This window comes from Streptomyces sp. 130 (assembly GCF_007096885.1).
Taxonomy (GTDB): Bacteria; Actinomycetota; Actinomycetes; order Streptomycetales; family Streptomycetaceae; genus Streptomyces.
Genome location: NZ_VJNO01000020.1, coordinates 93442 through 115323, shown reverse-complemented (window position 1 = coordinate 115323; position 21882 = coordinate 93442). Strand labels below are relative to the sequence as shown.

Sequence of the window (21882 nt, the reverse complement as noted above, 5' to 3'; positions counted from 1 at the left end):
GCCGTACAAGCAAGCCGCAGCGCGAAAGGACTTTGACCAGCAATGGCCGACGAGAACACCCCCGCACCCGTGACGCCCGAAGACGTTCCGCCCGTCGAGGGCGTGGGCATGCGTGTCGAGCCCGTCGGGCTCGAGACGGAGATGCAGCGCTCCTACCTCGACTACGCGATGTCCGTCATCGTCTCGCGTGCGCTGCCCGACGTGCGGGACGGCCTCAAGCCCGTCCACCGCCGGGTGCTGTACGCGATGTACGACGGCGGCTACCGCCCCGAGAAGGGCTTCTACAAGTGCGCCCGCGTCGTCGGTGACGTCATGGGTACGTACCACCCGCACGGCGACTCCTCGATCTACGACGCCCTGGTCCGCCTGGCCCAGCCATGGTCGATGCGCATGCCGCTGGTGGACTCCAACGGCAACTTCGGTTCCCCGGGCAACGACCCGGCCGCCGCCATGCGGTACACCGAGTGCAAGATGATGCCGCTGTCCATGGAGATGGTCCGGGACATCGACGAGGAGACCGTCGACTTCCAGGACAACTACGACGGCCGCAACCAGGAGCCGACGGTCCTGCCGGCGCGCTTCCCCAACCTGCTGGTCAACGGCTCCGCGGGCATCGCGGTCGGCATGGCGACCAACATCCCGCCGCACAACCTGCGCGAGGTCGCCTCCGGCGCCCAGTGGTACCTGGAGAACCCGGACGCCTCGCAGGAGGAGCTCCTGGACGCCCTGATCGAGCGGATCAAGGGCCCCGACTTCCCCACCGGCGCGCTGGTCGTCGGCCGCAAGGGCATCGAGGAGGCGTACCGCACGGGCCGCGGCTCGATCACGATGCGCGCGGTCGTGGCGGTCGAGGAGATCCAGAACCGCCAGTGCCTGGTCGTCACGGAGCTTCCGTACCAGACCAACCCGGACAACCTCGCGCAGAAGATCGCCGACCTGGTGAAGGACGGCAAGATCGGCGGCATCGCCGACGTGCGCGACGAGACCTCCTCGCGCACCGGGCAGCGCCTGGTCGTCGTGCTGAAGCGGGACGCGGTCGCCAAGGTCGTCCTGAACAACCTGTACAAGCACACCGACCTCCAGACCAACTTCGGCGCCAACATGCTGGCGCTGGTGGACGGGGTGCCGCGCACCCTGTCGATCGACGCGTTCATCCGCCACTGGGTGACGCACCAGATCGAGGTCATCGTCCGGCGCACGAAGTTCCGGCTGCGCAAGGCCGAGGAGCGGGCGCACATCCTGCGCGGCCTGCTGAAGGCCCTGAACGCCATCGACGAGGTCATCGCCCTCATCCGGCGCAGCCAGACCGTCGAGATCGCCCGTGAGGGCCTGATGGGCCTGCTGGAGATCGACGACCTCCAGGCGAACGCGATCCTGGAGATGCAGCTGCGCCGGCTGGCCGCGCTGGAGCACCAGAAGATCACCGCCGAGCACGACGAGCTCCAGGCGAAGATCAACGAGTACAACGAGATCCTGGCCTCGCCCGCGCGGCAGCGGCAGATCGTCAGCGAGGAGCTCGCGGCGATCGTCGACAAGTTCGGCGACGACCGACGGTCCAAGCTGGTGCCCTTCGAGGGCGACATGTCCATCGAGGACCTGATCGCCGAGGAGGACATCGTCGTCACGATCACCCGTGGCGGCTATGTGAAGCGCACCAAGACGGACGACTACCGCTCGCAGAAGCGCGGCGGCAAGGGCGTGCGCGGTACGAAGCTCAAGGAAGACGACATCGTCGACCACTTCTTCGTGTCCACGACGCACCACTGGCTGCTGTTCTTCACCAACAAGGGGCGGGTCTACCGGGCCAAGGCGTACGAGCTGCCGGACGCCGGCCGTGACGCGCGCGGCCAGCACGTGGCGAACCTGCTGGCCTTCCAGCCGGACGAGCGGATCGCGCAGATCCTCGCGATCCGCGACTACGACGCCGCGCCCTACCTGATCCTGGCCACCCAGGGCGGCCTGGTGAAGAAGACCGCGCTGAAGGACTACGACTCGCCGCGCTCCGGCGGTGTCATCGCCATCAACCTGCGCGAGACGGCGGACGGCGCCGACGACGAGCTGATCGGCGCGGAGCTGGTCTCGGCCGAGGACGATCTGCTGCTCATCAGCAAGAAGGCCCAGTCGATCAGGTTCACCGCGACGGACGAGGCGCTGCGGCCTATGGGCCGCGCCACCTCGGGCGTCAAGGGCATGAGTTTCCGCGAGGGAGACGAACTGCTCTCGATGAATGTCGTCAGGCCCGGTACTTTCGTGTTCACTGCAACCGACGGCGGGTACGCGAAGCGGACCGCGGTCGACGAGTACCGCGTCCAGGGCCGCGGCGGCCGCGGAATCAAGGCCGCCAAGATCGTGGAGGACCGGGGCTCGCTGGTCGGCGCGCTGGTGGTGGAGGAGACGGACGAGATCCTCGCCATCACGCTCGGCGGTGGTGTGATTCGTACGCGAGTCAACGAAGTCAGGGAGACGGGCCGTGACACCATGGGCGTCCAACTGATCAATCTGGGCAAGCGGGATGCCGTCGTCGGCATCGCCCGCAACGCCGAGGCGGGCCGCGAGGCCGACGAGGTCGACGGACCCGTCGACAGCGACGCCGAAGGCGGGACGACCGAGGCGACCACGGCCGACGAGGCCGCCGGCAGCACGGCCGACAGCAATGTCGAGGACACGTCGTCCTCGACCGGGGAGCACGAGGAGTAGAGCGTGAGTGGAGCCACGGGCGCCGGTTCGGCCGCTTCCGGAGCCGGAGGTAACGGTGCCCGTGGCCCCGCCACGGACTCCCAAGGGGGCACTGTGACGGATACGCGGGGCCCTCAGCCCCAGTACGAGGGTTACGCGACCGGGCCGCTGCCCGGCGAGCGGGAACCCGCACCCGGCCCGGCGGGCCCGTACCACCCGCCGCAGGCCTACCCCTCGCCTCCGGGCGGGACGCACGGCGGTGGGCGGCCCTACGGCCATCAGCAGGGCGCCGGACCGGCCCAGACGGCCCGCAAACCGCGGACGGGGGCGCGGACCACTCCCCGTACCCGCAAGGCGCGTCTGCGGGTGTCCAAGGCCGATCCGTGGTCGGTGATGAAGGTCAGCTTCCTGCTGTCCATCGCGCTCGGCATCTGCACGGTGGTGGCGTCGGCGGTCCTGTGGATGGTGATGGACGCGATGGGCGTCTTCTCCACCGTGGGCGGCACCATCAGCGAGGCGACCGGTTCCAACGAGGGCAACGGCTTCGACCTCCAGGCCTTCCTGTCGCTTCCCAGGGTCCTGATCTTCACCTCGGTCATCGCGGTGATCGACGTGGTCCTGGCCACCGCGCTGGCCACCCTGGGCGCCTTCATCTACAACCTGTCGGCGGGTTTCGTGGGCGGTGTCGAGCTCACGCTGGCCGAGGACGAGTAGCCCTGCGGGTATCGATTTTGGGACTGGCCCCGACGTGCGCTAATCTTCAGAAGTCAGCGCGACGGAAAAGCGCGGCGGGGCTATAGCTCAGTTGGTTAGAGCGCATCCCTGATAAGGATGAGGCCACAGGTTCAAATCCTGTTAGCCCCACCAGTACGAAGGCCCCCACCGGAAACGGTGGGGGCCTTCGGCGTTGCCGGACCTACTCACGTGAGCAGGTTGCGCGTCATCTCGCTGCCGCACGCCGCAGACGGCCGCGCAGCGTCTCGGTGAGCGCGCCGAGGACGAACGCCTGGACCAGGGCGCTGACGACGATCCCGCCGGCCAGGAACCAGTAAGAGAGGTTCTCCGGGCCGTCGACGCTCGCGCCCACCATGGCGAACAGCAGGGACACCGGGGCGGTGAGGAGGAAGGGCCAGATGCCGACGAAGCCGGGTTCCCCGAACGTCGCGACGGCCGCCTCGAACACGATGGCGGCGCCGACGATCGCCAGGTAGACGGCGGAGACGGGGTTGGCGAAGGTGAGGCGGAGCAGGGTGCGGGCGTGCATGGGATCCCCCCGGAGTAGCGGTACTTGGTGGCACCCATGCTGGTGGCGGGGCGCGCTCCGGGCGTGAGTACGCGTACTCAATCGGCATGTGTGGACGCGCGGACGCACGGGAAAGCCCCCGTCCGGTGTGAACCGGCCCGGGGGCTCAGGGGATCAGGTGCGGTGGCGCTGTCACGGTGGGAGGAGCGAGGCGTCCTGCGCCGGAGTGCCGTGCGGGGCGCGGGCCGAGCCCGTGGTGTTCACGGAGTTCCGGGTGTCGGTGGGCAGGTGCCGGGTGGCGGGCGAGGAGCCGTGGGCCTCGGCCCGGATGCGCTGCTTCATCGTGGGTGGCAGTGCCCGGTCACGCGGAAGGGTCCATCGCACCGAAGGTCCGGTCGCTGTTGCGCGGGCGGCGGGCGTGTGCTCGTGGGCCGTGGCCGCCGGCTCGGTGTTCGTGTTCGTGGCCGTGGCCTGCGCGGCGGTGGCCGTGGAGCTCGCGAAGCCCAGGGCCGCGAGGAGTGCGAAGAACGCTGTGACGAAGGCGGTCCAGATGTTCTTGGCCGTGACGGTGCTCATGGCCCCTCACTTTCGGGTGGTCCGGTTTGCTTACCTTTCCGATGATGTGGATCCGGCCCGCGATTCCGTGGACCGACGCCGCGCATGCGCCGATCTTCAGATGAACACCACTCGTATGGTTCAACCGGCCCGGCCGGCTTTCGGCAGGGGCTCCCTGAGGGGCACGCACAGAGGGGCCCCGGCCGCACTCCGGCAGGCGCCAATTGGGTTGCGGGCAGGTCACCGGTCGATATCGGCCGGTGTGTATAGTCGGGCGGCAGAAGTCCCCTACGCCAACGAAGGACGAGGTCGCGCGGTGAAGAAGCTTCTCCTGGTCGCACTGGCCGCCATCGGCGGGCTCCTCGTGTACCGCCAGATCCAGGCGGATCGCGCCGAGCAGGATCTGTGGACGGAGGCGACCGACTCCGTGCCCGCGGGTTCGGGTGCCTGAGACGGAACAGCCTGGTACGAAGCCCCGGTCGCTGACGCGGCCGGGGCTTCGTGCTGTTGCGGGGCCGTGACGGCTGTGCTCTTGAGTTCACGCAAGCGAATCAATAGCTTGCGTGGGCAAAGGCGCCGCGGGGGCGGGGGTGCGCGAGCCCGGCCGCCGGCTGACGGGAAGGACGGCGGCGAGCGAGGCGACGGGGCCGCCGCCGAAGACAGTCGCGGTGCGGGAGGGGCAGGATGGGCCGTCGTCGCGGCCGAGGGGGCTGCCGCCGTGGCCGCGATTCCGGCCGTGTTCGTATAGGTGGGCGGCCGTCGAGGGGCAGCCGCACGGATGACGAGGGGGAAGCGCGTGATGAGGCGGCGCAGCAGGATGCGGGGGGCGCTCGCGGCGGTGGCGACGGTGTTCGCGGTGGCGGCGCCGCCGGGACAGGCGTACGCGGCCGGTGCCCCCGGCTCGTACACCTTCGATCCGGACGCCGAGTCGGTCGTCGGCGCCGACATCAGCGCCGAGGCGGCGAAGCTGAATCCGGGCGGGGTCTACGAGAGCGCGATCCGGAGCGGGCAGAAGCTGTACTACCGGCTGGACCTGGACGCGAGGACGAACGCCTATGTCTCCGCCGTCGTGGTGCCGAAGAGCGGCGGCAAGGTGGCGTACGGGGACGGGATCACGGTCAGCATCCGGGACAGCTCGGACGACGAGTGCAGTTCGCAGGACGCCGTGTTCGGATCCGCGCAGTACCCGCGCCCCATCGCCGCCTACGCCTCCCGGCGGATCGACCAGGACGGCACCTGCCAGGACGCCGGCACCTACTACGTGCTGATCGAACGGGAGAGCAAGGCGACCTCCGACCAGGGGGAGTGGGGCCTGGAACTGCGTTACGCCTCCGAGCCGGAGCTCGCGAAACCCTCCTCCGAGCCGGCCACCGCCCCGACGGTCTGGCCGTCCGCTTCCCCGCCGCCGCCGGACGCCGCCACGGACAACACCCGGCGCGGGGGCGCCGGTTACTACGACGCCACGAGCCTGGAGACCGGTGAGTGGAAGGACCGGATCGAGCCCGGGCAGACCCTCTTCTACCGGGTCCCGGTGGACTGGGGCCAGCAGTTCTTCGCGACGGCCGAGCTGAGCAACAGCACCGCCGAGAAGAGCGCTTACGTCAGCAGCGCGCTGGCGGTGTCACTGGAGAATCCCGCGCTGGGGCATGTCGCCGATGTGTCGCCCATGTCCTATTCGGGAAAGCCGGTCTCCGTGCCCTTCGACCCGCTGCCCCCGGTGGCGTACCGGAACCGGTACGACTCCGGTGACGATGTCAGCGGGATGCGGTTCGCCGGCTGGTACTACCTCTCCGTCTCGCTGAGCCCGGACGTCGCGAAGGTGTACGGGCAGAAGCCGATCGCCCTGACGCTCAAGATCAGTGTGAAGGGCGAGGCGGGGAAGTCGCCGTACAAGGGGGACGCCGGAATCTTCGCCGTGACCCAGGGCGACAAGGACGCGGCGCGGGAAGGGCAGAGCGGGGCGCAGGCCGCTGAGGCCCGGAGCGAGCGCGGCACGATGAAGCTGGTCGCGGCGGCCGGCATCGGCGCCGGCACCGTGCTCGTGCTCTGGCTGGGGGCGTGGACCCTGGTCGCGCGACGCCGGGCACCGGCCGCACCGGCCGCCCCCACGGGCGGGCAGTTCCCGTACGGCGGGCCGCCCCAGGCCTGGTAGGCGGGGCGGGCCGTCCTCGTACTCAGACCTGGGTCAGCGCCCAGACGCCCACGGCGAAGCAGACCAGCGCCACCAGCAGGACCGGGACCGCCACCTTCGGGGACGGTCCCGGACGCGTTCCCGGGGCGGCGGCCGGGGCCTGGAGCGCGGCCGCACCTTGCCGGGGCCCCGTGTAGGGCTGGGTGAAGGACGGCTGGGTGAAGGACTGGCCGTGCGGACCGGGGACCGGTGCCTGCCCGGGCGCCGCGTCGGGGGCGGGGCGGCCTGCCGGGTTCGGGTAGCCGTACGGGGCCGCAGGTGCGGCGGTTTGCGGGGCGTGGTGTGCGGGAACGGCCGGCCCGGGGGGCGGGAGGTGGAAACTGCCCGTCTCGGACATGGAAGCGGGCGGGGAGGGGAAGGGCTCCGGCTGTCGCGGCCCGGTCGGCGGGGGCGCCGTCGGCTGAGCGGCCGGGGCTTGTGGGGGCGGCGAGGCCGTGGCCGGCTGCCCGGTCGCCCCGTGGTCCGGTGAGTGCGCTGCCGCCGTCCCGCCGGACCGCAGGGGGCCGTCGGGGCCGAAGCCCTCGGGCAGCGGGCCGATCTGGTCGAAGACCTCCACCGGCTCCTCGGTGTCCGATGGCTCGGGAAGCATCTCGACGGCGGCGTTCAGGGCCTTGCGCGCACCCGTGGCCGTGCGGAAACGGTCCTGCGGGTCCGGCTGCAGGAGCCCCGCGATGACCTGCCACAGCGGCTCCGGGACGCCGTCCGGGGCGCTCGGCGTGCCGTGCTCCGCGAAGTGCTCGATGAGCTCCTGCGAGTCGGGTTTGGTGCCCTGGAGCAGATAGAGGGCGACCAGGCCGACCGCGAAGAGGTCCGCCGGGAAGTCCGGTTCGGCGCCCAGCATCTGCTCGGGCGCGAAGTAACCGAGCGTCCCCACCACGTAGTTCGTCTCGGTGAGCCGGGGCTCGCCCTTGCGCATGGAGATGCCGAAGTCCGACAGCCGAAGATGCGGCCGGCCCCGACCGGTGGCCTCCATAAGGATGTTGGCCGGTTTGATGTCCCGGTGCACGACGCCTTCGGCGTGCACCGTGGAGAGTCCGGACAGCAGCTGGTCGAGCAGGGTGCAGACGAACCGAGGGGGCAACGGGCCGTAGTCGCCGATCACATGGGCCAGCGAGCCGCCGCTGACGAGGTCCATGGTGAACAGGACCTGGTCGTCGTCGGCGGCCCAGCTGGCCGGCGCCAGCACATGGGGGTGTTCGATGCGCAGCGCCTGTTCACGGACGAAGCGGAGCAGTGTGTGCGCGTCGCTCTGCTGGAGAACCTTGGCCGCCACATAGCGGCGGCGCCGGTGGTCCCAGGCGCGCCATACGGCACCGACCCCACCGCGTCCGATCGGATCGACCAGTTCGTACCGTCCGGCGAAGACCTCACCCATGGCGCTGCGCCCGCTCCCCGTTCGTGTCCCGGCCCGTGCCCCTGCCCTGCTGGGCCTAGCTCTGGTGGCTCTCGTAGTGCGCCACCGCTTCCGCGGTGCGCCCAGCTCCGTACACCCGGAGGAACTCTGCCAGTTCCGGGTGGGTCGGGGCGAGGGAGTCCGCGGCATCGATGATGTCACCGGCGGCGGCGACCGAGCGCAGCAGCGACTGGATCTCCCGGACCACCCGGCGCACGGTGGGCGCACCGCCGCTCGACGTGGTCTGGCCGGTGCCCGAGAGGACCGAGCCGCCCTGGGACTTCTTGATCTCCTCCATGCGGGCCGTGGCCTCGGCGGCGCTGACGCTGCCGTCGGCGACCTGGCCGGCCAGCTCCTGGAGGGCCTGGACGCGCTGGACGACCGCCGGGTTGCCGATCTTGGCGCGCTGACCGCTCATGAGCTGGGAGAGCATGGGAGCGGACAGTCCGAGTGCCGCGGCGAGGCGGGCCTGGTTGAGGCCGAGGTCGTCGATCAGCCGGCGGAAGAGCGCCCCCAACGGCTCCCCGTACCAACTGCGTTGAAGATCTCTGGCTCTGGCCGTGGCCTCTTGCTGCGCTGCATCCATTGCGTCTCCCCTTCGCATTCGCTTCGCTGCTGCGAACCTCGACCAGCATCTTACGGAGCGTGGTCGCGCACGGGGAGTCCCCGTATTTTTGCAGGATCACGGGGGTGAGCCGGTACTCTGTTCTGCGGCGGTGGCCGGAACATCGAGGTGTTCTGGCTGCGTGCTGTCGGGGCCTTAGCTCAGTTGGTAGAGCGCTGCCTTTGCAAGGCAGATGTCAGGAGTTCGAATCTCCTAGGCTCCACCTCCTCAGAACTCCCCCGACCTGCGGAAACGCGGGTCGGGGGAGTTCTTTGCATGGGCCCGCGCCGGACCGCACGGCCGTCGGACAGGTTCTTCAAAGGTTCTTCATCGTTCCGCTCCTACGTTCGCCCTGCCCGCCGCGCCCGCGGCCGGGCCGACAGGGAGAGCGGGAGAACGATGAGGACGAACCGGGTACGGCCGGCCGTCGCGGCCTCGGTCATGGCCTTCGTGCTGGCCGGCTGCGGCGGGAGCGACGGCGGCGCGGAGGTTCCGACGGCCGGAGGCGGGAAGGTGTCGGCCCCGGCCGCGGCGGGAAGGGCCACGGACGACGTTGCCGCGTACGTGAAGGCCCAGCGCGCTTACGTGAAGTGCCTGCGGGAACACGGCGTGGACGCACCGGACCCCGACGCGAGGGGCACCATCGACTTCGGCGCGGGCGACCAGCGGCGTGAGCTGAAGCAGGACCCGAAGTTCAGGGCCGCCCAGGAGAAGTGCGCGCAGTACGTCTCCGCCGTGCCCGAGAGCGTCGAGAAGGGCAACCAGCCCAAGCTGTCGGCCGCCCAGATCAAGGTGAAGCGCGAGTACGCCGCCTGCATGCAGAGGAACGGTGCCGCCGACTTCCCCGACCCCGGACCCGACGGCCTCGGCCAGGGCGAGTGGGACCAGAGCGCGGCCGGAGCGAAGCGGGCCGCCCGGATCTGCGGGCCGGTCATCGGGGACCCCGGGAACGCGGGACCGGGCAAGGGCTGAGCGGTGGAGACGGTGACAGACCTCGACGAGAAGCGCGGGGCTCGCGGACGGCGGCTCTCTCTCGCCGTCGCCGCTGCGGCCGTCGTGGCGGCGGTCGCGGTGACCGGAGCCCTCGGGCTCGGCGGCGACGGGGACGAGGGGCCGGGCGCCCCTCCCAGGACCGGCTCGACCGTCCCCGTCACCCGGGCGACGCTGACCGAACGCACCGCGGTGGACGGCACCTTGGGATACGGCCCCGAGATCCCGCTGCCGGTCAAGGCGACGGGCACGGTGACCTGGCTGCCCGCGTCCGGCACGACCGCGGGGCGCGGCGACACGCTGCTGCGCGTCGACGACCGCCCGGTCGTGCTGCTCTACGGGGCACTGCCGATGTACCGCGACCTGGGCCCGGCGCCTGCCGCCCCCGAGCCCGACGCGTCCGGTGATTCCGGCGGGACTGGAGGGACCAGTGGGACCGGAGAGGCCGGGGGGACCGGCAAGACCGGCAAGTCCGGGGAAACCGGCGAGGCCGGCGGGACCGGTGGGACCGGTGGGACCGGTAGGACCGGTGGGGCCGGTGGGACCGGTAGGACCGGCGAGACCGGTGATCCCAGCAAGACCGGCGGGACCGATGAGGCGGCGCGCCCCGCCGCCCAGGAGCCGGCGCCCGTACGGGGCATGGACGTCCTGCAGTTCGAGACCAATCTCGCCGCCCTCGGCTACACGGGCTTCACGGTGGACGAGACGTACACGGAGGCGACCGCCGCGGCGGTCGGACGCTGGCAGAAGTCGCTCGGCCTGCCGCAGACCGGCACGGTCGGCGTCGGCGACGTCGTCTACGGCGCGGGGCGGATACGGATCGGCCGGCCGGGCGTCCGGCTGGGCGCCGCCGTCGGAGAGGGCGCCCTCACCTGCACCGGCACGACGCGCAAGGTCGTCGTCAACGCCTCGGCGGCCGAGGCGTCGTGGGCCGTGCGCGGCGCCGACGTGACGATCAGGCTTCCCGACGAGACCCCTGTGGAGGGGCGGGTGGCGTCCGTGGGGAAGCAGGCGAACGAGGCCGAGGGGGAAGGCGGTTCGGGCGAGCGGGCGGCGACGGTGCCGGTGACCCTCACCATCGAGGACCAGAAGGCCCTGGGGAAGTGGGAGAGCGGCCCCGTGACCGTCGAATACGTGGGGCGCCGGGCCGAGAACGTGCTGACCGTCCCGGTCGCCGCCCTGGTCGCCCTCGCGGAGGGCGGCCACGGCCTGGAGAGGGCGGACGGCACCTTCGTCGCCGTGCGCACCGGGCTGTTCGCGGACGGGGACGTGGAGGTGAGCGGTCCGGCGGTCCGCGCGGGACTGAAAGTGAGGATTCCGGAGTGAGCGGGGACTCTTCGGCGCCCGGATCGGGTGGCCCGGCATCCGGCGGGGCCTCGGGGGCGCCCGGCGCGTGCCCTTCGGCGGTGGTGGAATTCGACGCCGTGTCCAAGACGTACCCGGGCGGGGTGCACGCGGTGCGGGACGTCAGTCTGCGGATCGGACGCGGGGAGCTGGTCGCCGTCGTCGGGCCCTCGGGCTCCGGCAAGTCGAGCATGCTCCAGCTGATGGGCACCCTGGACAGGCCGTCCTGCGGCCGGGTGCTGATCGACGGCCACGATGTGGCGAAGCTGTCCGACCGGGAGGTCTCGGCGCTCCGGGCCACCCGGATCGGCTTCGTCTTCCAGCAGTTCCACCTGGCGGTCGGAGTGCCGGTGCTCGACGCGGTCGGTGACGGCCTGCTCTACGCGGGGGTGCCGCTGCGCCTCCGCAGGGTCAGGGCAGCCGCCGCGCTCGCCCGGGTGGGGCTCGGCCACCGCGTCCACCACCTTCCGCATCAGCTCTCCGGCGGTGAACGGCAGCGGGTCGCGGTCGCCCGCGCGGTGGTCGGCGGACCGGCGGTCCTGCTGGCCGACGAGCCGACCGGGAACCTCGACTCCGCTTCCGGGGCGGCCGTGCTGGAACTGCTGCACGAGCTGCACGCGGCTGGCACCACGGTGGTCGTCATCACCCATGACCGGGAGATCGCGGCCGGGCTCCCCCGCCGCCTCGACATGCGCGACGGCCGGCTGATCGGTGACGTCACCCGCGGCGCGACGATCGGGGCACCCCGATGACGGACCGTACGCATACGCCCGGGCCGGCCCGGGAAGAGGCCGGGACGCCCTCGCCGTTCCCGCCCCGGCAGGCGCGAAACCGAAAGCGGGGCCAGTCGTCCCGCCCGCGCCCCGCACGCCTCCGCCCCGCCGACGTCGTACGGCTCGGCTCCACCGGGCTGCGCACCCGCCCCCTCCGCGTCTTCCTCTCCGCCCTCGGGATCGCCATCGGGGTCGCCGCCATGATCGCGGTGGTGGGCATCTCCGGCTCGGGCCAGGCAGAGGTGGACCGCAGGCTCGACGCGCTGGGGACGAACCTGCTGAGGGTCGCCCCCGGCGAATCCCTGTCCGGCGAGAAGGCCCAACTCCCCGAAGAGTCCGTGGCGATGGTCCGCCGCATCCCGCCGGTGCGGCAGGTCGCCGCCACCGGCGAGACCGGCGCGCACGTCTACCGCAACGAACGCATCGCCATCGGGCGCACCGGTTCGCTGAGCGTCCTCGCGGCGGACACCGGTCTGCTGCCCGCCGTCGGCGGACGCCTCCGCGAGGGCCGCTGGCTGGACTCCGCCACCGAGGAGTACCCGGCGGTCGTGCTCGGGGCGACGGCCGCCCAGCGGCTGGACGTGTACCGGCCGGGCATCCGGGTCTGGATCGGCGGCCGTTGGTTCTCGCTGATCGGTGTGCTCGACCCGGTGCCGCTCGCTCCGGAGCTCGACAGCGCCGCCCTGGTCGGCCGGCCGGCCGCGCGGACCTACCTCCGCTTCGACGGCCACCCGTCCACGGTCTACGTACGCGCTGAGGACAGCCGGGTCGCCGCGGTGCGGGACGTGCTCGCGGCCACGGCGTACCCCGAGAAGCCCGGCGAGGTGCGCGTCTCGCGGCCCTCGGACGCGCTCGCCGCCCGCGAGGCGACCGCATCCGCCCTGACCGGGCTGCTGCTGGGGCTCGGCGGGGTGGCCCTGCTGGTCGGCGGCGTCGGAGTCGGCAACACCATGGTGATCTCCGTGCTGGAACGGCGTACGGAGATCGGGCTGCGCCGCGCGCTCGGTGCGACCAGGGGGCAGATCCGCACGCAGTTCGTGATGGAGTCACTGCTCCTGTCGCTCATCGGCGGACTCGCCGGAACGGTCCTGGGGACGCTGATCACCTCGGGCTACGCCCTCAGCCGCGACTGGCCTACGGTCGTGCCGGTGTGGGCGAGCGCGGCGGGCATCGGATCGACCTTGGTCATCGGCGCGGTCGCCGGGGTGTATCCGGCGGTACGGGCCAGCGGGCTCGCGCCGACCCGGGCGCTGGCCGGCACCTGACGGGAGGGGGACAGGATGAGCTTCCGGATACGGGCCCTCGGCCTGCTGATGCTGATCGCGATGACCGCCACGGCGGCCACCGCCTGGCTGACCCTGCGCCAGGCCAACCGCCAGGTGCGGGAGACCGTCACGGCCGGTCAGCAGGACACCTCCCGGATCGCCGGGGCGCTGCGCGCGTACGGGCTGGCGCACGCCACCTGGGACGGGCTCGCGCCGACCGTCGCGGCGCTCGCCAAGGACACCGGGCAGCGCATCCGGGTGGCGACCGAGGCCGAGGCGCTGCTCGCCGACTCCGACACCCTGGCCGGCCGCGCACCGCGCCCGGTGAGCGGTCGGCCGCCGGTGCTCGTCGACGCGCGCCCGACGCTCCGGATCGCCGGGGGACAGGTGCGGCGGGCCGCCATGAAGCAGGCCGCCTCCGCCGTCGCCGCCTACCGTTCGTACGCCGCCGACGCGTCCTGCCTCACCCGCGCGGGGGCCGAGGCCGTCGCCGGGACCGGTGCCTTCGGTGTGCCGACGGTGCGCACGGACCACAGGCCCGCCCGGTGTCCGAAGCCCCGGGACGCGTACGACCCGCTGACCCCCGGGGACCTCGACGCGCTGCGGCCGTGCGAGTTGGAGAAACGGTTCTCCGACTGCTTGCAGCGGGTCTTCGACGAGCGCGTCGTCTCCGTGGCTCCGCCGCGCCTCGAAGTCGGGCTCGGCTTCCGGGACGAGTCGCCGCCGTCCCTGGCCATCGCCCCCACCGCGGCCGTCGCGGCGGGCGTGGCCCTCGTGGTCATCCTGGGCGGGCTGCTGCTGAGCAGGGCCGTCCTGCGCCCCGTACGCGCCCTGACGCTCGCCGCGAAGGGGCTGGGCGAAGGCGACCTGGGGCGGCGGGTGCCCGCGTCCGGCCGGGACGAGATCGCGCAGCTCGGCGGGGCCTTCAACCGCATGGCCGCCTCGCTCCAGGCGGGCGAGGAGCACCAGCGCCGCCTCACCAGCGACATCGCGCACGAGCTGCGCACCCCGCTGGCCAATCTGCGCGGGTATCTGGAGGCCCTGCGCGACGGGGTCCTCGAACCGACCCCCGAACTCCTCGAATCCCTCCACGAGGAGGCGCTGCTGCAGCAGCGGATCGTGGACGACCTGCGGGACCTCGCGCTCGCCGAGGCGGGCGCGCTGGCCTACCAGCGCAGGGACATCGATCTCCGCGAGCTGCTGGAGACGAGCCACCGCGCCCACCTCCCCCAGGCGCGGGGCGCGGGCATCACGCTGGCCCTGGACGCGCCGCGCCCGGCGTACACGCGGGCCGACCCGGACCGGCTGCGCCAGGTCGTGGGCAATCTCGTCGGCAACGCGCTGCGCGCCACCGCCCCGGGGGGAACGGTGACCCTGGCCCTGCTCGCGGACGGCGACCGGGCCGTCATGGAGGTACGCGACACGGGCACGGGGATCGCGGCCGAGGACCTGCCACGGCTCTTCGACCGCTTCTGGCGGGCGGACGCCTCGCGGGACCGGGCCACCGGAGGCAGCGGACTGGGTCTCTCGATCGCCCGCCAGATCGTCGCCGACCACGGGGGCGCCATCGAGGTGCGCAGCACGGTCGGGGAGGGAACCACGCTCGCGGTCGTCCTTCCGCCGGCGCCAGGCGGGCGGCCCCCGGCGGCGGGCGAGGCCTCAGGAGGGCGCTGAGACGGGACCGTCCGCGAGGCGGTAGCCCCTGCCGTACACCGTCTCCACAGGGCGGGGGCCGTCCGGTCCCGTCGCCAGCTTCCGCCGCATGTTCATCACATGGGCGTCGACGGTCCTTTCCAGCACGTCCCGGTCGAAACCGAAGACGCGCTCGATGATCTGGGCACGGGTGAAGACCCGGCCCGGCTCCCGGGCGAGCGTCTCGAGGATGGCGAACTCCTTCGCGGTCAGCTCCACCGGCCGTCCCGCCACCCGGACCTCGAAGCGCGCGGTGTCCAGCTCCACCTCGCCGACCCGCAGCACCGCGGGTCCGTCGCCACCGCCGGACCTGCCCGAGCGGCGCAGCAGGGCCCGCACCCGGGCGGTGAGCTCGCGGGGGCTGTACGGCTTGGTGAGGTAGTCGTCGGCGCCGAGGTCGAGGCCGAGGAGCATGTCCTCCTCGGCCACCCGGGCGGTGAGCAGCAGGATCGGCACGTCGGACTCGGTGCGCAGGATGCGGCACACGTCGAGGCCGTCGACCAGGGGGAGCATCACGTCGAGGACGATGAGGTCGGGTCGCGCCGAGCGCGCCCGTTCGAGCGCCGCCCGTCCGTCCGCGACCACATGGACGGCGTGTCCTTCTCGTTCGAGATAGATCCTGATCAGACGGGACTGCTTCGCGTCGTCCTCGGCGACCAGTATGCGAGCGCTCACGTTCCCCCTCCACGGCCTCCTGCCGGTGTCCGAACGGTAGTACAGAACGACCGGAGGAGCCGGGCACGGAGGGGGTTCCGGGTACGCGGACGGGCGCCGGTGACCTCGTGGTCCTCCGGCGCCCGTCCTGGTGCGCGTGCCGCCCCGCGGTGTGTGCCGGTCAGGGGCGGTCGTCCAGGTCCGTGCCGCCCGCGGCGTCCGGGCCGTCCTCGCCGGCCGCCTCGGCGTCGGCCTGCTTGGCCTCGACCTCGGGGTCCAGGAGCGTCGAGGCGTGCGGGCTCCCGTCGACGGAGGACAGCGGGGCGCGGTCGTCGACCTCGGTGGGGGCGGGCGGTTCCACCAGCCACTCGGGGTTGGCCTGCTTGTCCCACCAGCGCCACACCGCGTAGCCGGCGCCCGCCAGGACACCGGTGATGGCCAGGCCCTTGAACGCCTTGCCCGCCCTGGACCGCCGCTCGTGCTTCCGGGCCAGCTTGCGGATCTGCTCCGCCGTGACCTGGCCGCGCAGGGCGGCCACCGCGGCGGCGCTGCGCGCGGCGGCCTCCTCCGCCACCGGCTGGGCGGCGGCCCGGGCGCTCTCGATGCGCGGGACGGTGTAGTCCGCGGCGCTGCGGGCGGCCTGACGGGTGCGGAGCGCGGCGCGCTGGGCGACCTCGTCGACCTTCGGGGGTACGTGTGTGAGAGCGAGCTCGATACGCGGGGCGACGTGCGCCCCGTACTGGACACGGGCCTGCTTGGCTGCCTTCGACACCTTCGGTGCGAGCAGCGTGCGGGCCTCGTGCGCATAGTGAACGGCCTGGTCCTTGGCCGAGTCGGCGTAGGGCGCCACCACGTCCGCGGCGTGCTGCACGCTGTCCCTCGCCGAGTCGGTTGCGGCACGCACGCTGTCGATGCGGGTCACGGGATCCTCCTCCTTGGTGGCGGGTAGGTAGTCCGCCTTTCCACCCAATTCGAGATCATGCCTGCGTGGGCCGTGTGCGGCATGCGGGGCGGGCATCCGGGTCATTCGGTACCTTCCGACGACCATGCCATGGTTCGTCATGGATCGCGCCGGTTCGTCACGCACTTGGCCGCATCCGTCGTGCCGCGGCGCCGCGGGCGCGGCCCGTGCAAGGATCGGGGCGTCGGCGCGGTCCGCGAACCCGTACCGTGCCGGCGCGCAGCGCAGACGCGCGGAGCACATGTGCAGACTCACGGAAGGCAGATCGTGGCCGAGCAGCTTTACGCCACCTTGAAGACGAACAAGGGCGACATCGAGATCCGGCTCCTGCCGAACCACGCTCCGAAGACGGTCAAGAACTTCGTCGAGCTGGCCAGCGGGGAGCGCGAGTGGACCCACCCCGCGACCGGTGCGAAGTCCACGGACCGGTTGTACGACGGCACCGTCTTCCACCGCGTGATCAGCGGTTTCATGGTGCAGGGCGGCGATCCGCTGGGCAACGGGACCGGCGGGCCGGGGTACGAGTTCAAGGACGAGTTCCACCCCGACCTGTCCTTCAACAAGCCCTATCTGCTGGCCATGGCCAACGCCGGGCCGGGCACCAACGGATCGCAGTTCTTCATCACGGTCTCGCCGACGGCCTGGCTGACCGGCAAGCACACGATCTTCGGTGAGGTGACCACCGACGCGAGCAAGAAGGTCGTCGACTCCATCGCGGGGACGCCGACCAACGCACGCACCGACCGTCCGGTGGATGACGTCGTCATCGAGTCGGTCGTCATCGAGACGCGCTGATCGCCCTGAGCGTCCCCTCGCTCACTCTCCGATTTCCCGTTCGGGGAACAAACCGCCCCGCCCATCCGTATCTCATGACACAACGGATGCGCGGGGCGGTGTCGTGCGCACCCCCGCGACGACGAGGACCGAGGGGACCGGGAAGCCATGGGACCGATGGACCAGCAGCCGCCGGGCGCGTCCGGACCGCCCCCGCCCGTCGAGGGCCCGGCCCACTGCTACCGCCACCCGGACCGGGAGACCGCGGTCCGGTGCGTCCGTTGCGACCGGCCCATCTGCCCGGACTGCATGGTCGACGCGTCGGTCGGCTTCCAGTGCCCGGACTGCGTCCGCCAGGGCTCCGGTACGGGGCGCGGCGCGTCCGCCGCCCGGCCGCGCACGCCGGCCGGGGGCGCCGTCGCGGCGGACCCCCGGCTGATCACCAAGATCCTGCTGGGGATCAACCTCGCGGTGTTCGTCGCGGTAATGACCGACGACGCGCTCCTCGACCGCCTGATGCTGCTCGGCCGTGCCAACTTCTACTACGGAGGGCCGCCCGAAGGTATCGCGGAAGGCCAGTGGTACCGGCTGGTGACGTCGATGTTCCTGCACCAGGAGGTGTGGCACTTCGCCTTCAACATGCTGGGCCTGTGGTGGCTGGGCGGGCCGCTGGAAGCGCATCTGGGCCGGGCCCGCTTCCTCGCGCTCTATCTGCTCTCCGGGCTGGCCGGCGGCGCCCTGACGTACTGGCTCGCGGAGCCGAATCAGCCGTCGCTGGGAGCCTCGGGTGCCATCTACGGCCTGCTGGGCGCCACCGCCGTACTGATGCGCCGGCTGAACTACGACATGCGGCCGGTCGTCGCGATCTTCGTGCTCAACCTGATCATCACCTTCAACCCCTGGGGCGGGATCGCCTGGCAGGCGCATGTCGGGGGTCTGATCGCCGGGGTTCTGATCGGGATCGGCATGGTGCACGCCCCGCAGGAGCGGCGCGATCTGGTGCAGTTCGGGACCTGTGCCCTGGTGCTCGCGGCCGTCGTCCTGATCGTCATGACGAGAACGGCCGCCCTCACCTGAGGCCCGCGACGGCCTTCGCCAGGTGAGTGTGGACCATTTGTGACCGAAGTTGTCCACAGGGTTCCACAGCCTGTTCCGGATCGTGTGCACAGTGCGGGTACAGCTGTGCCCCTTGTCCCTGAGCTGGGTTTTTCCAGTCGGGACAAGGGGCGTTCCGCCCCGCCGCGGAGGCGTCCGCAGTCACACCGGCGTCAACGGCCCGAGAGTTATCCACAGATCGTCTGACCTTTTCCCCCACCTGTGGATAACTCTGTGGGTAACTCAGGGCACGGGTTGCGGAGCGGGACCGGCGTGTGCTTCTACGCGTACGCGCGGACTACTTCCACTGCGTGGAGACGCCGAAGCCGCCGGCGATGAAACCGAAGCCGACGACGATGTTCCAGTTCCCCAGCGACTCCACCGGCAGATCGCCGTCGGTCACATAGAAAACGACGATCCAGGCCAGCCCGATCAGGAAGAGCGCCAGCATCACGGGCGCCACCCAGCTACGGCTGGTCAGCTTTATGTTGGCCGCCTGCTTCGCCGGGGGCGGCGTGAAGTCGGCCTTCTTGCGGATCCGTGACTTCGGCACGAGGAACTCTCCTGTCGATGCGCTGCGTGACCGCGCAGGGAACTGTGGCTGGCGCCGGGGCGGGGCGCGAGGGGGAATGTGGCCTCCCCCGGGCGTCCGTTAGCGTAGTCCTTCCGTGGCACCGAAGGAGATAAGGGTACGTTGAGCAATTCTGCCGACTCTCCCCCCGGGCCGGTCCGCCGCACCTTCCGGCACCCGGCCAGAGTTCTCACGGCCGCCGTTTTCGCCCTCGCCGGAATCATCTTCGTGACCAGCGCGAATACGGCCAAGGGCACCAATATCCGCACCGACGCCTCACTGCTGAAGCTCTCCGACCTCATCCAGCAGCGCAGCGAGAAGAACGCCGCCCTGGAGGAGTCCGCCGCGTCCGTGCGCGGGGACATCGACAGCCTCGCCCAGCGCGACAACGGCAGCACCAAGGCGGAGGCCGCCCGGCTCAAGGCCCTGGAGCGGACCGCGGGCACCACCGAGCTGTCCGGCCGGGCCGTCTCCGTCACCCTCGACGACGCCCCGCCCAACGCCACCGCCAGCCCCGGCTACCCCGACCCGCAGCCCAACGACCTGGTCATCCACCAGCAGGACCTCCAGGCAGTCGTCAACGCCCTCTGGCAGGGCGGCGCCAAGGGCGTCAAGGTCATGGACCAGCGGCTGATCTCCACCAGCGCCGTGCGCTGCGTCGGCAACACCCTGATCCTCCAGGGCCGGGTCTACTCACCCCCGTACAAGATCACCGCGGTCGGCGACCCGAGTGCGCTGCGGCGGGCGCTGGACGCCTCGCCGGCGATCCGGAACTACCTGCTGTACGTGGAGGCGTACGGGCTGGGCTGGAAGGTGGACGAGCAGGGGGCGGCGACCCTTCCCGGCTACTCGGGCACGGTGGACCTGCACTACGCGGAGCCGGTGAAGTAGCAGACGGCGACGGGCGCCGCACAGCTTTCCACAGGCATCCCACGCCGGGCCCCGGGCCCTTTAGTCTGGACCCGGTACCGAATGGAGGGTCTGGATGTACAGCTGGATCTGGCGGCATCTGCCGGGCAACGTGTGGGTGCGTGCGGTCATTTCGCTCGTGCTCGCCCTGGCGGTCGTCTATGTGCTGTTCCAGTACGTCTTCCCGTGGGCGGAGCCGCTGCTTCCGTTCGGCGACGTGACGGTCGACGGGGCGAGCGCGCCGGCGGGGGCCGCCCGATGAGCGCCCGCATCCTGGTCGTGGACAACTACGACAGCTTCGTCTTCAACCTCGTCCAGTACCTCTACCAGCTCGGTGCCGAGTGCGAGGTGCTGCGCAACGACGAGGTGACCACGGCCCACGCGCAGGACGGCTTCGACGGCGTCCTGCTCTCCCCCGGCCCCGGCACCCCCGAGCACGCGGGCGTCTGCGTCGACATGGTGCGGCACTGCGCGGCGACCGGCGTCCCGGTCTTCGGGGTCTGCCTGGGCATGCAGTCCATGGCGGTGGCGTACGGCGGCGTCGTCGGCCGCGCCCCCGAGCTGCTGCACGGCAAGACCTCCCCGGTGCTCCACGAGGGCGCGGGCGTGTTCGCCGGTCTGCCCTCGCCGTTCACCGCGACCCGCTACCACTCGCTCGCCGCCGAACCGGACACGGTGCCCGACGAGCTGGAGGTCACCGCGCGGACCGCCGACGGCATCATCATGGGCCTGCGCCACCGGGAGCTGGCCGTCGAGGGCGTGCAGTTCCACCCGGAGTCCGTGCTCACCGAGCACGGCCACCTGATGCTGGCCAACTGGCTGGTGCGCTGCGGGGACACCGGAGCCGTCGAGAGGTCGGCGGGGCTCGCTCCGGTGGTGGGCAAGGCCGTCGCGTGACCCCACCCCGCCACGGAGCCGGGGCCGGGCAGGACGACCCGCACGATCAGCGGGCGTACGAGGACCCGGGCGCGTTCGAGGCGGCGGTCCACCGCCTGGCGGACCCGTTGAACGACCCGCTGCCGGGGCCGGAGCCCGTGGGCCCGTGGCAGCAGGCGTCCTACGAGCCGCAGGGCCCCCAGCAGGTCCCGCAGGAGTGGTACGACCCCGTCGGGTACCAACGGGACTGGTACGGCCAGCAGAGCCCCGTACAGCAGCCCCTGACGCCGTCGCAGCCCGCGCCCGACGCGGGCGTGGAGCCGGCCACCGAGGTGTTCGGGCGGATTGTCCCGGACGACGGCCCGGCCGTACCGGCGCCCCGCCCGGAGCCGGAGGCGCCCACCGGGGCCGCCGAAGCCGAAGCCGGAGCCGACACGGCCCCGCCCGCGCCACCGCCCGCCGGTGGCCGCGCCGAGCGCAGGCGTGCCGCCAAGGGGCGCGGCCGGCGGCGCCCCGCACCGCGGGCCGGCCCGGCGAGTGCGGCGCCCGCGAAGCCCATGACCCGCATGGAGGCGCGCCGGGCGGCCAAGGCCGCGAAGGACAGCCCCGCGATCGTCATCAGCCGGGGCATCGGCGAACTCCTCATCACCCTGGGCGTGCTGATGCTGCTGTTCGTCACCTACCAGCTCTGGTGGACGAATGTGCGCGCCGACCAGATCGCCGGCCGGGAGGCCCACAAGATCCAGGACGACTGGGCCAGGAACGACGACAACACCCCGAAGAAGCAAGAGGCGTTCGAGCCGGGGCAGGGTTTCGCGATCATCCACATCCCCAAGCTGGACGTCGTCACGCCGATCGCCGAGGGCACCAGCAAGGAGAAGGTCCTCGACCGGGGCATGGTCGGCCACTACAGCGAGAAGCCGCTGAAGACGGCGATGCCCTCCGACAAGCAGGGCAACTTCGCGCTGGCCGGCCACCGCAACACCCACGGCGAACCGTTTCGGTACATCAACCGGCTGAAGCCCGGCGACCCGATCGTGGTCGAGACCCGGGAGGCGTACTACACGTACGAGATGACGAGCGTGCTGCCGCAGACCTCGCCCTCCAACGTCTCCGTGATCGCTCCGGTGCCGAAGCACTCAGGGTTCACGGAGCCCGGCCGGTACATCACCTTGACGACGTGTACGCCGGAATTCACGAGTACGTACCGTTTGATCGTCTGGGGCAAGATGGTCGACGAACGGCCGCGCAGCGAGGGGAAGCCCGACGCGCTCGCGGACTGAACGGGCCGGACGCCATGACGACAGGGCGGTGCT

General features: G+C 71.7%; 22 protein-coding genes and 2 tRNA genes. 17 read left to right on the top strand and 7 right to left on the bottom strand.

Translation table 11 applies throughout. The features are described 5' to 3' along the window. Positions 1 to 42 precede the first annotated feature (42 nt). The 3 genes from gyrA (at position 43) to FKN01_RS18870 (ending at position 3543) form a co-directional block, all read left to right on the top strand. Positions 43 to 2697, top strand: a complete 2655-nt coding sequence (gene gyrA / locus FKN01_RS18880; protein ID WP_143622099.1) for a DNA gyrase subunit A — start codon at positions 43 to 45, stop codon at positions 2695 to 2697. A 93-nt stretch (positions 2698 to 2790) separates the two neighbouring features. Further along, the gene (locus FKN01_RS18875; RefSeq protein WP_143622098.1) at positions 2791 to 3390 is read left to right on the top strand and encodes a DUF3566 domain-containing protein; all 600 of its coding nucleotides are present in this window, start codon (positions 2791 to 2793) and stop codon (positions 3388 to 3390) included. A gap of 76 nt (positions 3391 to 3466) precedes the next feature. Further along, a tRNA-Ile gene (locus tag FKN01_RS18870) sits at positions 3467 to 3543 on the top strand. 73 nt (positions 3544 to 3616) lie between these two features. Here the strand turns inward: FKN01_RS18870 and FKN01_RS18865 are convergent. Next, positions 3617 to 3940 (bottom strand): SCO4225 family membrane protein, encoded by a 324-nt coding sequence (locus FKN01_RS18865; RefSeq protein ID WP_143622096.1) that lies wholly within the window; start codon positions 3938 to 3940, stop codon positions 3617 to 3619. Between the two features lie 171 nt (positions 3941 to 4111). After that, positions 4112 to 4495, bottom strand: a complete 384-nt coding sequence (locus tag FKN01_RS18860; RefSeq protein ID WP_143622094.1) for a DUF6344 domain-containing protein — start codon at positions 4493 to 4495, stop codon at positions 4112 to 4114. A 295-nt stretch (positions 4496 to 4790) separates the two neighbouring features. Between FKN01_RS18860 and FKN01_RS32850 the strand changes: the two genes are divergently transcribed. Beyond that, positions 4791 to 4925: a DLW-39 family protein gene (locus FKN01_RS32850; RefSeq protein ID WP_221939369.1), complete on the top strand. Its 135-nt coding sequence runs from the start codon at positions 4791 to 4793 to the stop codon at positions 4923 to 4925. Positions 4926 to 5291: 366 nt separating this feature from the next. Next, positions 5292 to 6626, top strand: a complete 1335-nt coding sequence (locus tag FKN01_RS18850; protein ID WP_143622128.1) for a hypothetical protein — start codon at positions 5292 to 5294, stop codon at positions 6624 to 6626. Between the two features lie 22 nt (positions 6627 to 6648). Here FKN01_RS18850 and FKN01_RS18845 read toward each other — a convergent pair whose 3' ends face one another. Then, the gene (locus FKN01_RS18845) at positions 6649 to 8040 is read right to left on the bottom strand and encodes a serine/threonine-protein kinase (protein WP_143622092.1); all 1392 of its coding nucleotides are present in this window, start codon (positions 8038 to 8040) and stop codon (positions 6649 to 6651) included. Positions 8041 to 8095: 55 nt separating this feature from the next. After that, on the bottom strand, positions 8096 to 8644 hold the full coding sequence (locus FKN01_RS18840) for a helix-turn-helix transcriptional regulator (RefSeq protein WP_143622091.1): 549 nt from the start codon (positions 8642 to 8644) through the stop codon (positions 8096 to 8098). Between the two features lie 168 nt (positions 8645 to 8812). On the opposite strand from FKN01_RS18840, the gene FKN01_RS18835 reads away from it, so the two are divergent. From FKN01_RS18835 to FKN01_RS18810, 6 genes are all read left to right on the top strand, one after another. Then, positions 8813 to 8885, top strand: a tRNA-Ala gene (locus FKN01_RS18835). Between the two features lie 176 nt (positions 8886 to 9061). After that, on the top strand, positions 9062 to 9634 hold the full coding sequence (locus tag FKN01_RS18830; protein ID WP_143622089.1) for a hypothetical protein: 573 nt from the start codon (positions 9062 to 9064) through the stop codon (positions 9632 to 9634). A 3-nt stretch (positions 9635 to 9637) separates the two neighbouring features. Beyond that, positions 9638 to 10978: a peptidoglycan-binding protein gene (locus FKN01_RS33590; protein ID WP_143622087.1), complete on the top strand. Its 1341-nt coding sequence runs from the start codon at positions 9638 to 9640 to the stop codon at positions 10976 to 10978. 80 nt (positions 10979 to 11058) lie between these two features. Beyond that, positions 11059 to 11748, top strand: coding sequence for an ABC transporter ATP-binding protein (locus FKN01_RS18820; RefSeq protein WP_143622085.1), 690 nt, complete (start codon positions 11059 to 11061; stop codon positions 11746 to 11748). After that, on the top strand, positions 11745 to 13034 hold the full coding sequence (locus tag FKN01_RS18815; RefSeq protein ID WP_143622083.1) for an ABC transporter permease: 1290 nt from the start codon (positions 11745 to 11747) through the stop codon (positions 13032 to 13034). Before FKN01_RS18820 ends, FKN01_RS18815 begins: the two co-directional genes overlap by 4 nt. Before the next feature lie 15 nt (positions 13035 to 13049). After that, positions 13050 to 14708, top strand: a complete 1659-nt coding sequence (locus FKN01_RS18810; protein WP_143622081.1) for a cell wall metabolism sensor histidine kinase WalK — start codon at positions 13050 to 13052, stop codon at positions 14706 to 14708. Here the strand turns inward: FKN01_RS18810 and FKN01_RS18805 are convergent. Continuing rightward, positions 14694 to 15401 (bottom strand): response regulator transcription factor, encoded by a 708-nt coding sequence (locus FKN01_RS18805; RefSeq protein ID WP_143622079.1) that lies wholly within the window; start codon positions 15399 to 15401, stop codon positions 14694 to 14696. The two genes, FKN01_RS18810 and FKN01_RS18805, sit on opposite strands and share 15 nt — an antisense overlap. Positions 15402 to 15561: 160 nt before the next feature. Beyond that, the gene (locus FKN01_RS18800) at positions 15562 to 16302 is read right to left on the bottom strand and encodes a DUF5324 family protein (RefSeq protein WP_143622077.1); all 741 of its coding nucleotides are present in this window, start codon (positions 16300 to 16302) and stop codon (positions 15562 to 15564) included. A gap of 306 nt (positions 16303 to 16608) precedes the next feature. Here FKN01_RS18800 and FKN01_RS18795 point away from each other — a divergent pair, with 306 nt between their 5' ends. Together FKN01_RS18795 and FKN01_RS18790 are read left to right on the top strand one after the other, a co-directional pair. Further along, entirely contained in the window at positions 16609 to 17136 is a 528-nt protein-coding gene (locus FKN01_RS18795) for a peptidylprolyl isomerase (protein ID WP_143622075.1), read from the top strand. 156 nt (positions 17137 to 17292) lie between these two features. Continuing rightward, positions 17293 to 18192 (top strand): rhomboid family intramembrane serine protease, encoded by a 900-nt coding sequence (locus FKN01_RS18790; protein ID WP_143622126.1) that lies wholly within the window; start codon positions 17293 to 17295, stop codon positions 18190 to 18192. 316 nt (positions 18193 to 18508) lie between these two features. Here FKN01_RS18790 and crgA read toward each other — a convergent pair whose 3' ends face one another. Further along, positions 18509 to 18763: a cell division protein CrgA gene (gene crgA, locus FKN01_RS18785; RefSeq protein WP_143622073.1), complete on the bottom strand. Its 255-nt coding sequence runs from the start codon at positions 18761 to 18763 to the stop codon at positions 18509 to 18511. Between the two features lie 141 nt (positions 18764 to 18904). Here crgA and FKN01_RS18780 point away from each other — a divergent pair, with 141 nt between their 5' ends. The 4 genes from FKN01_RS18780 (at position 18905) to FKN01_RS18765 (ending at position 21849) form a co-directional block, all read left to right on the top strand. Continuing rightward, positions 18905 to 19672, top strand: a complete 768-nt coding sequence (locus tag FKN01_RS18780) for a DUF881 domain-containing protein (RefSeq protein WP_185992893.1) — start codon at positions 18905 to 18907, stop codon at positions 19670 to 19672. A gap of 94 nt (positions 19673 to 19766) precedes the next feature. Further along, a complete protein-coding gene (locus FKN01_RS18775; RefSeq protein ID WP_143622069.1) occupies positions 19767 to 19952 on the top strand; it encodes a hypothetical protein in 186 nt (61 codons plus the stop codon). Beyond that, the gene (locus tag FKN01_RS18770) at positions 19949 to 20587 is read left to right on the top strand and encodes an aminodeoxychorismate/anthranilate synthase component II (protein ID WP_018101916.1); all 639 of its coding nucleotides are present in this window, start codon (positions 19949 to 19951) and stop codon (positions 20585 to 20587) included. The genes FKN01_RS18775 and FKN01_RS18770 overlap by 4 nt, the downstream gene beginning before the upstream one ends. After that, positions 20584 to 21849: a class E sortase gene (locus FKN01_RS18765; protein ID WP_143622067.1), complete on the top strand. Its 1266-nt coding sequence runs from the start codon at positions 20584 to 20586 to the stop codon at positions 21847 to 21849. The genes FKN01_RS18770 and FKN01_RS18765 overlap by 4 nt, the downstream gene beginning before the upstream one ends. The last annotated feature ends 33 nt before the right edge of the window (positions 21850 to 21882 follow it).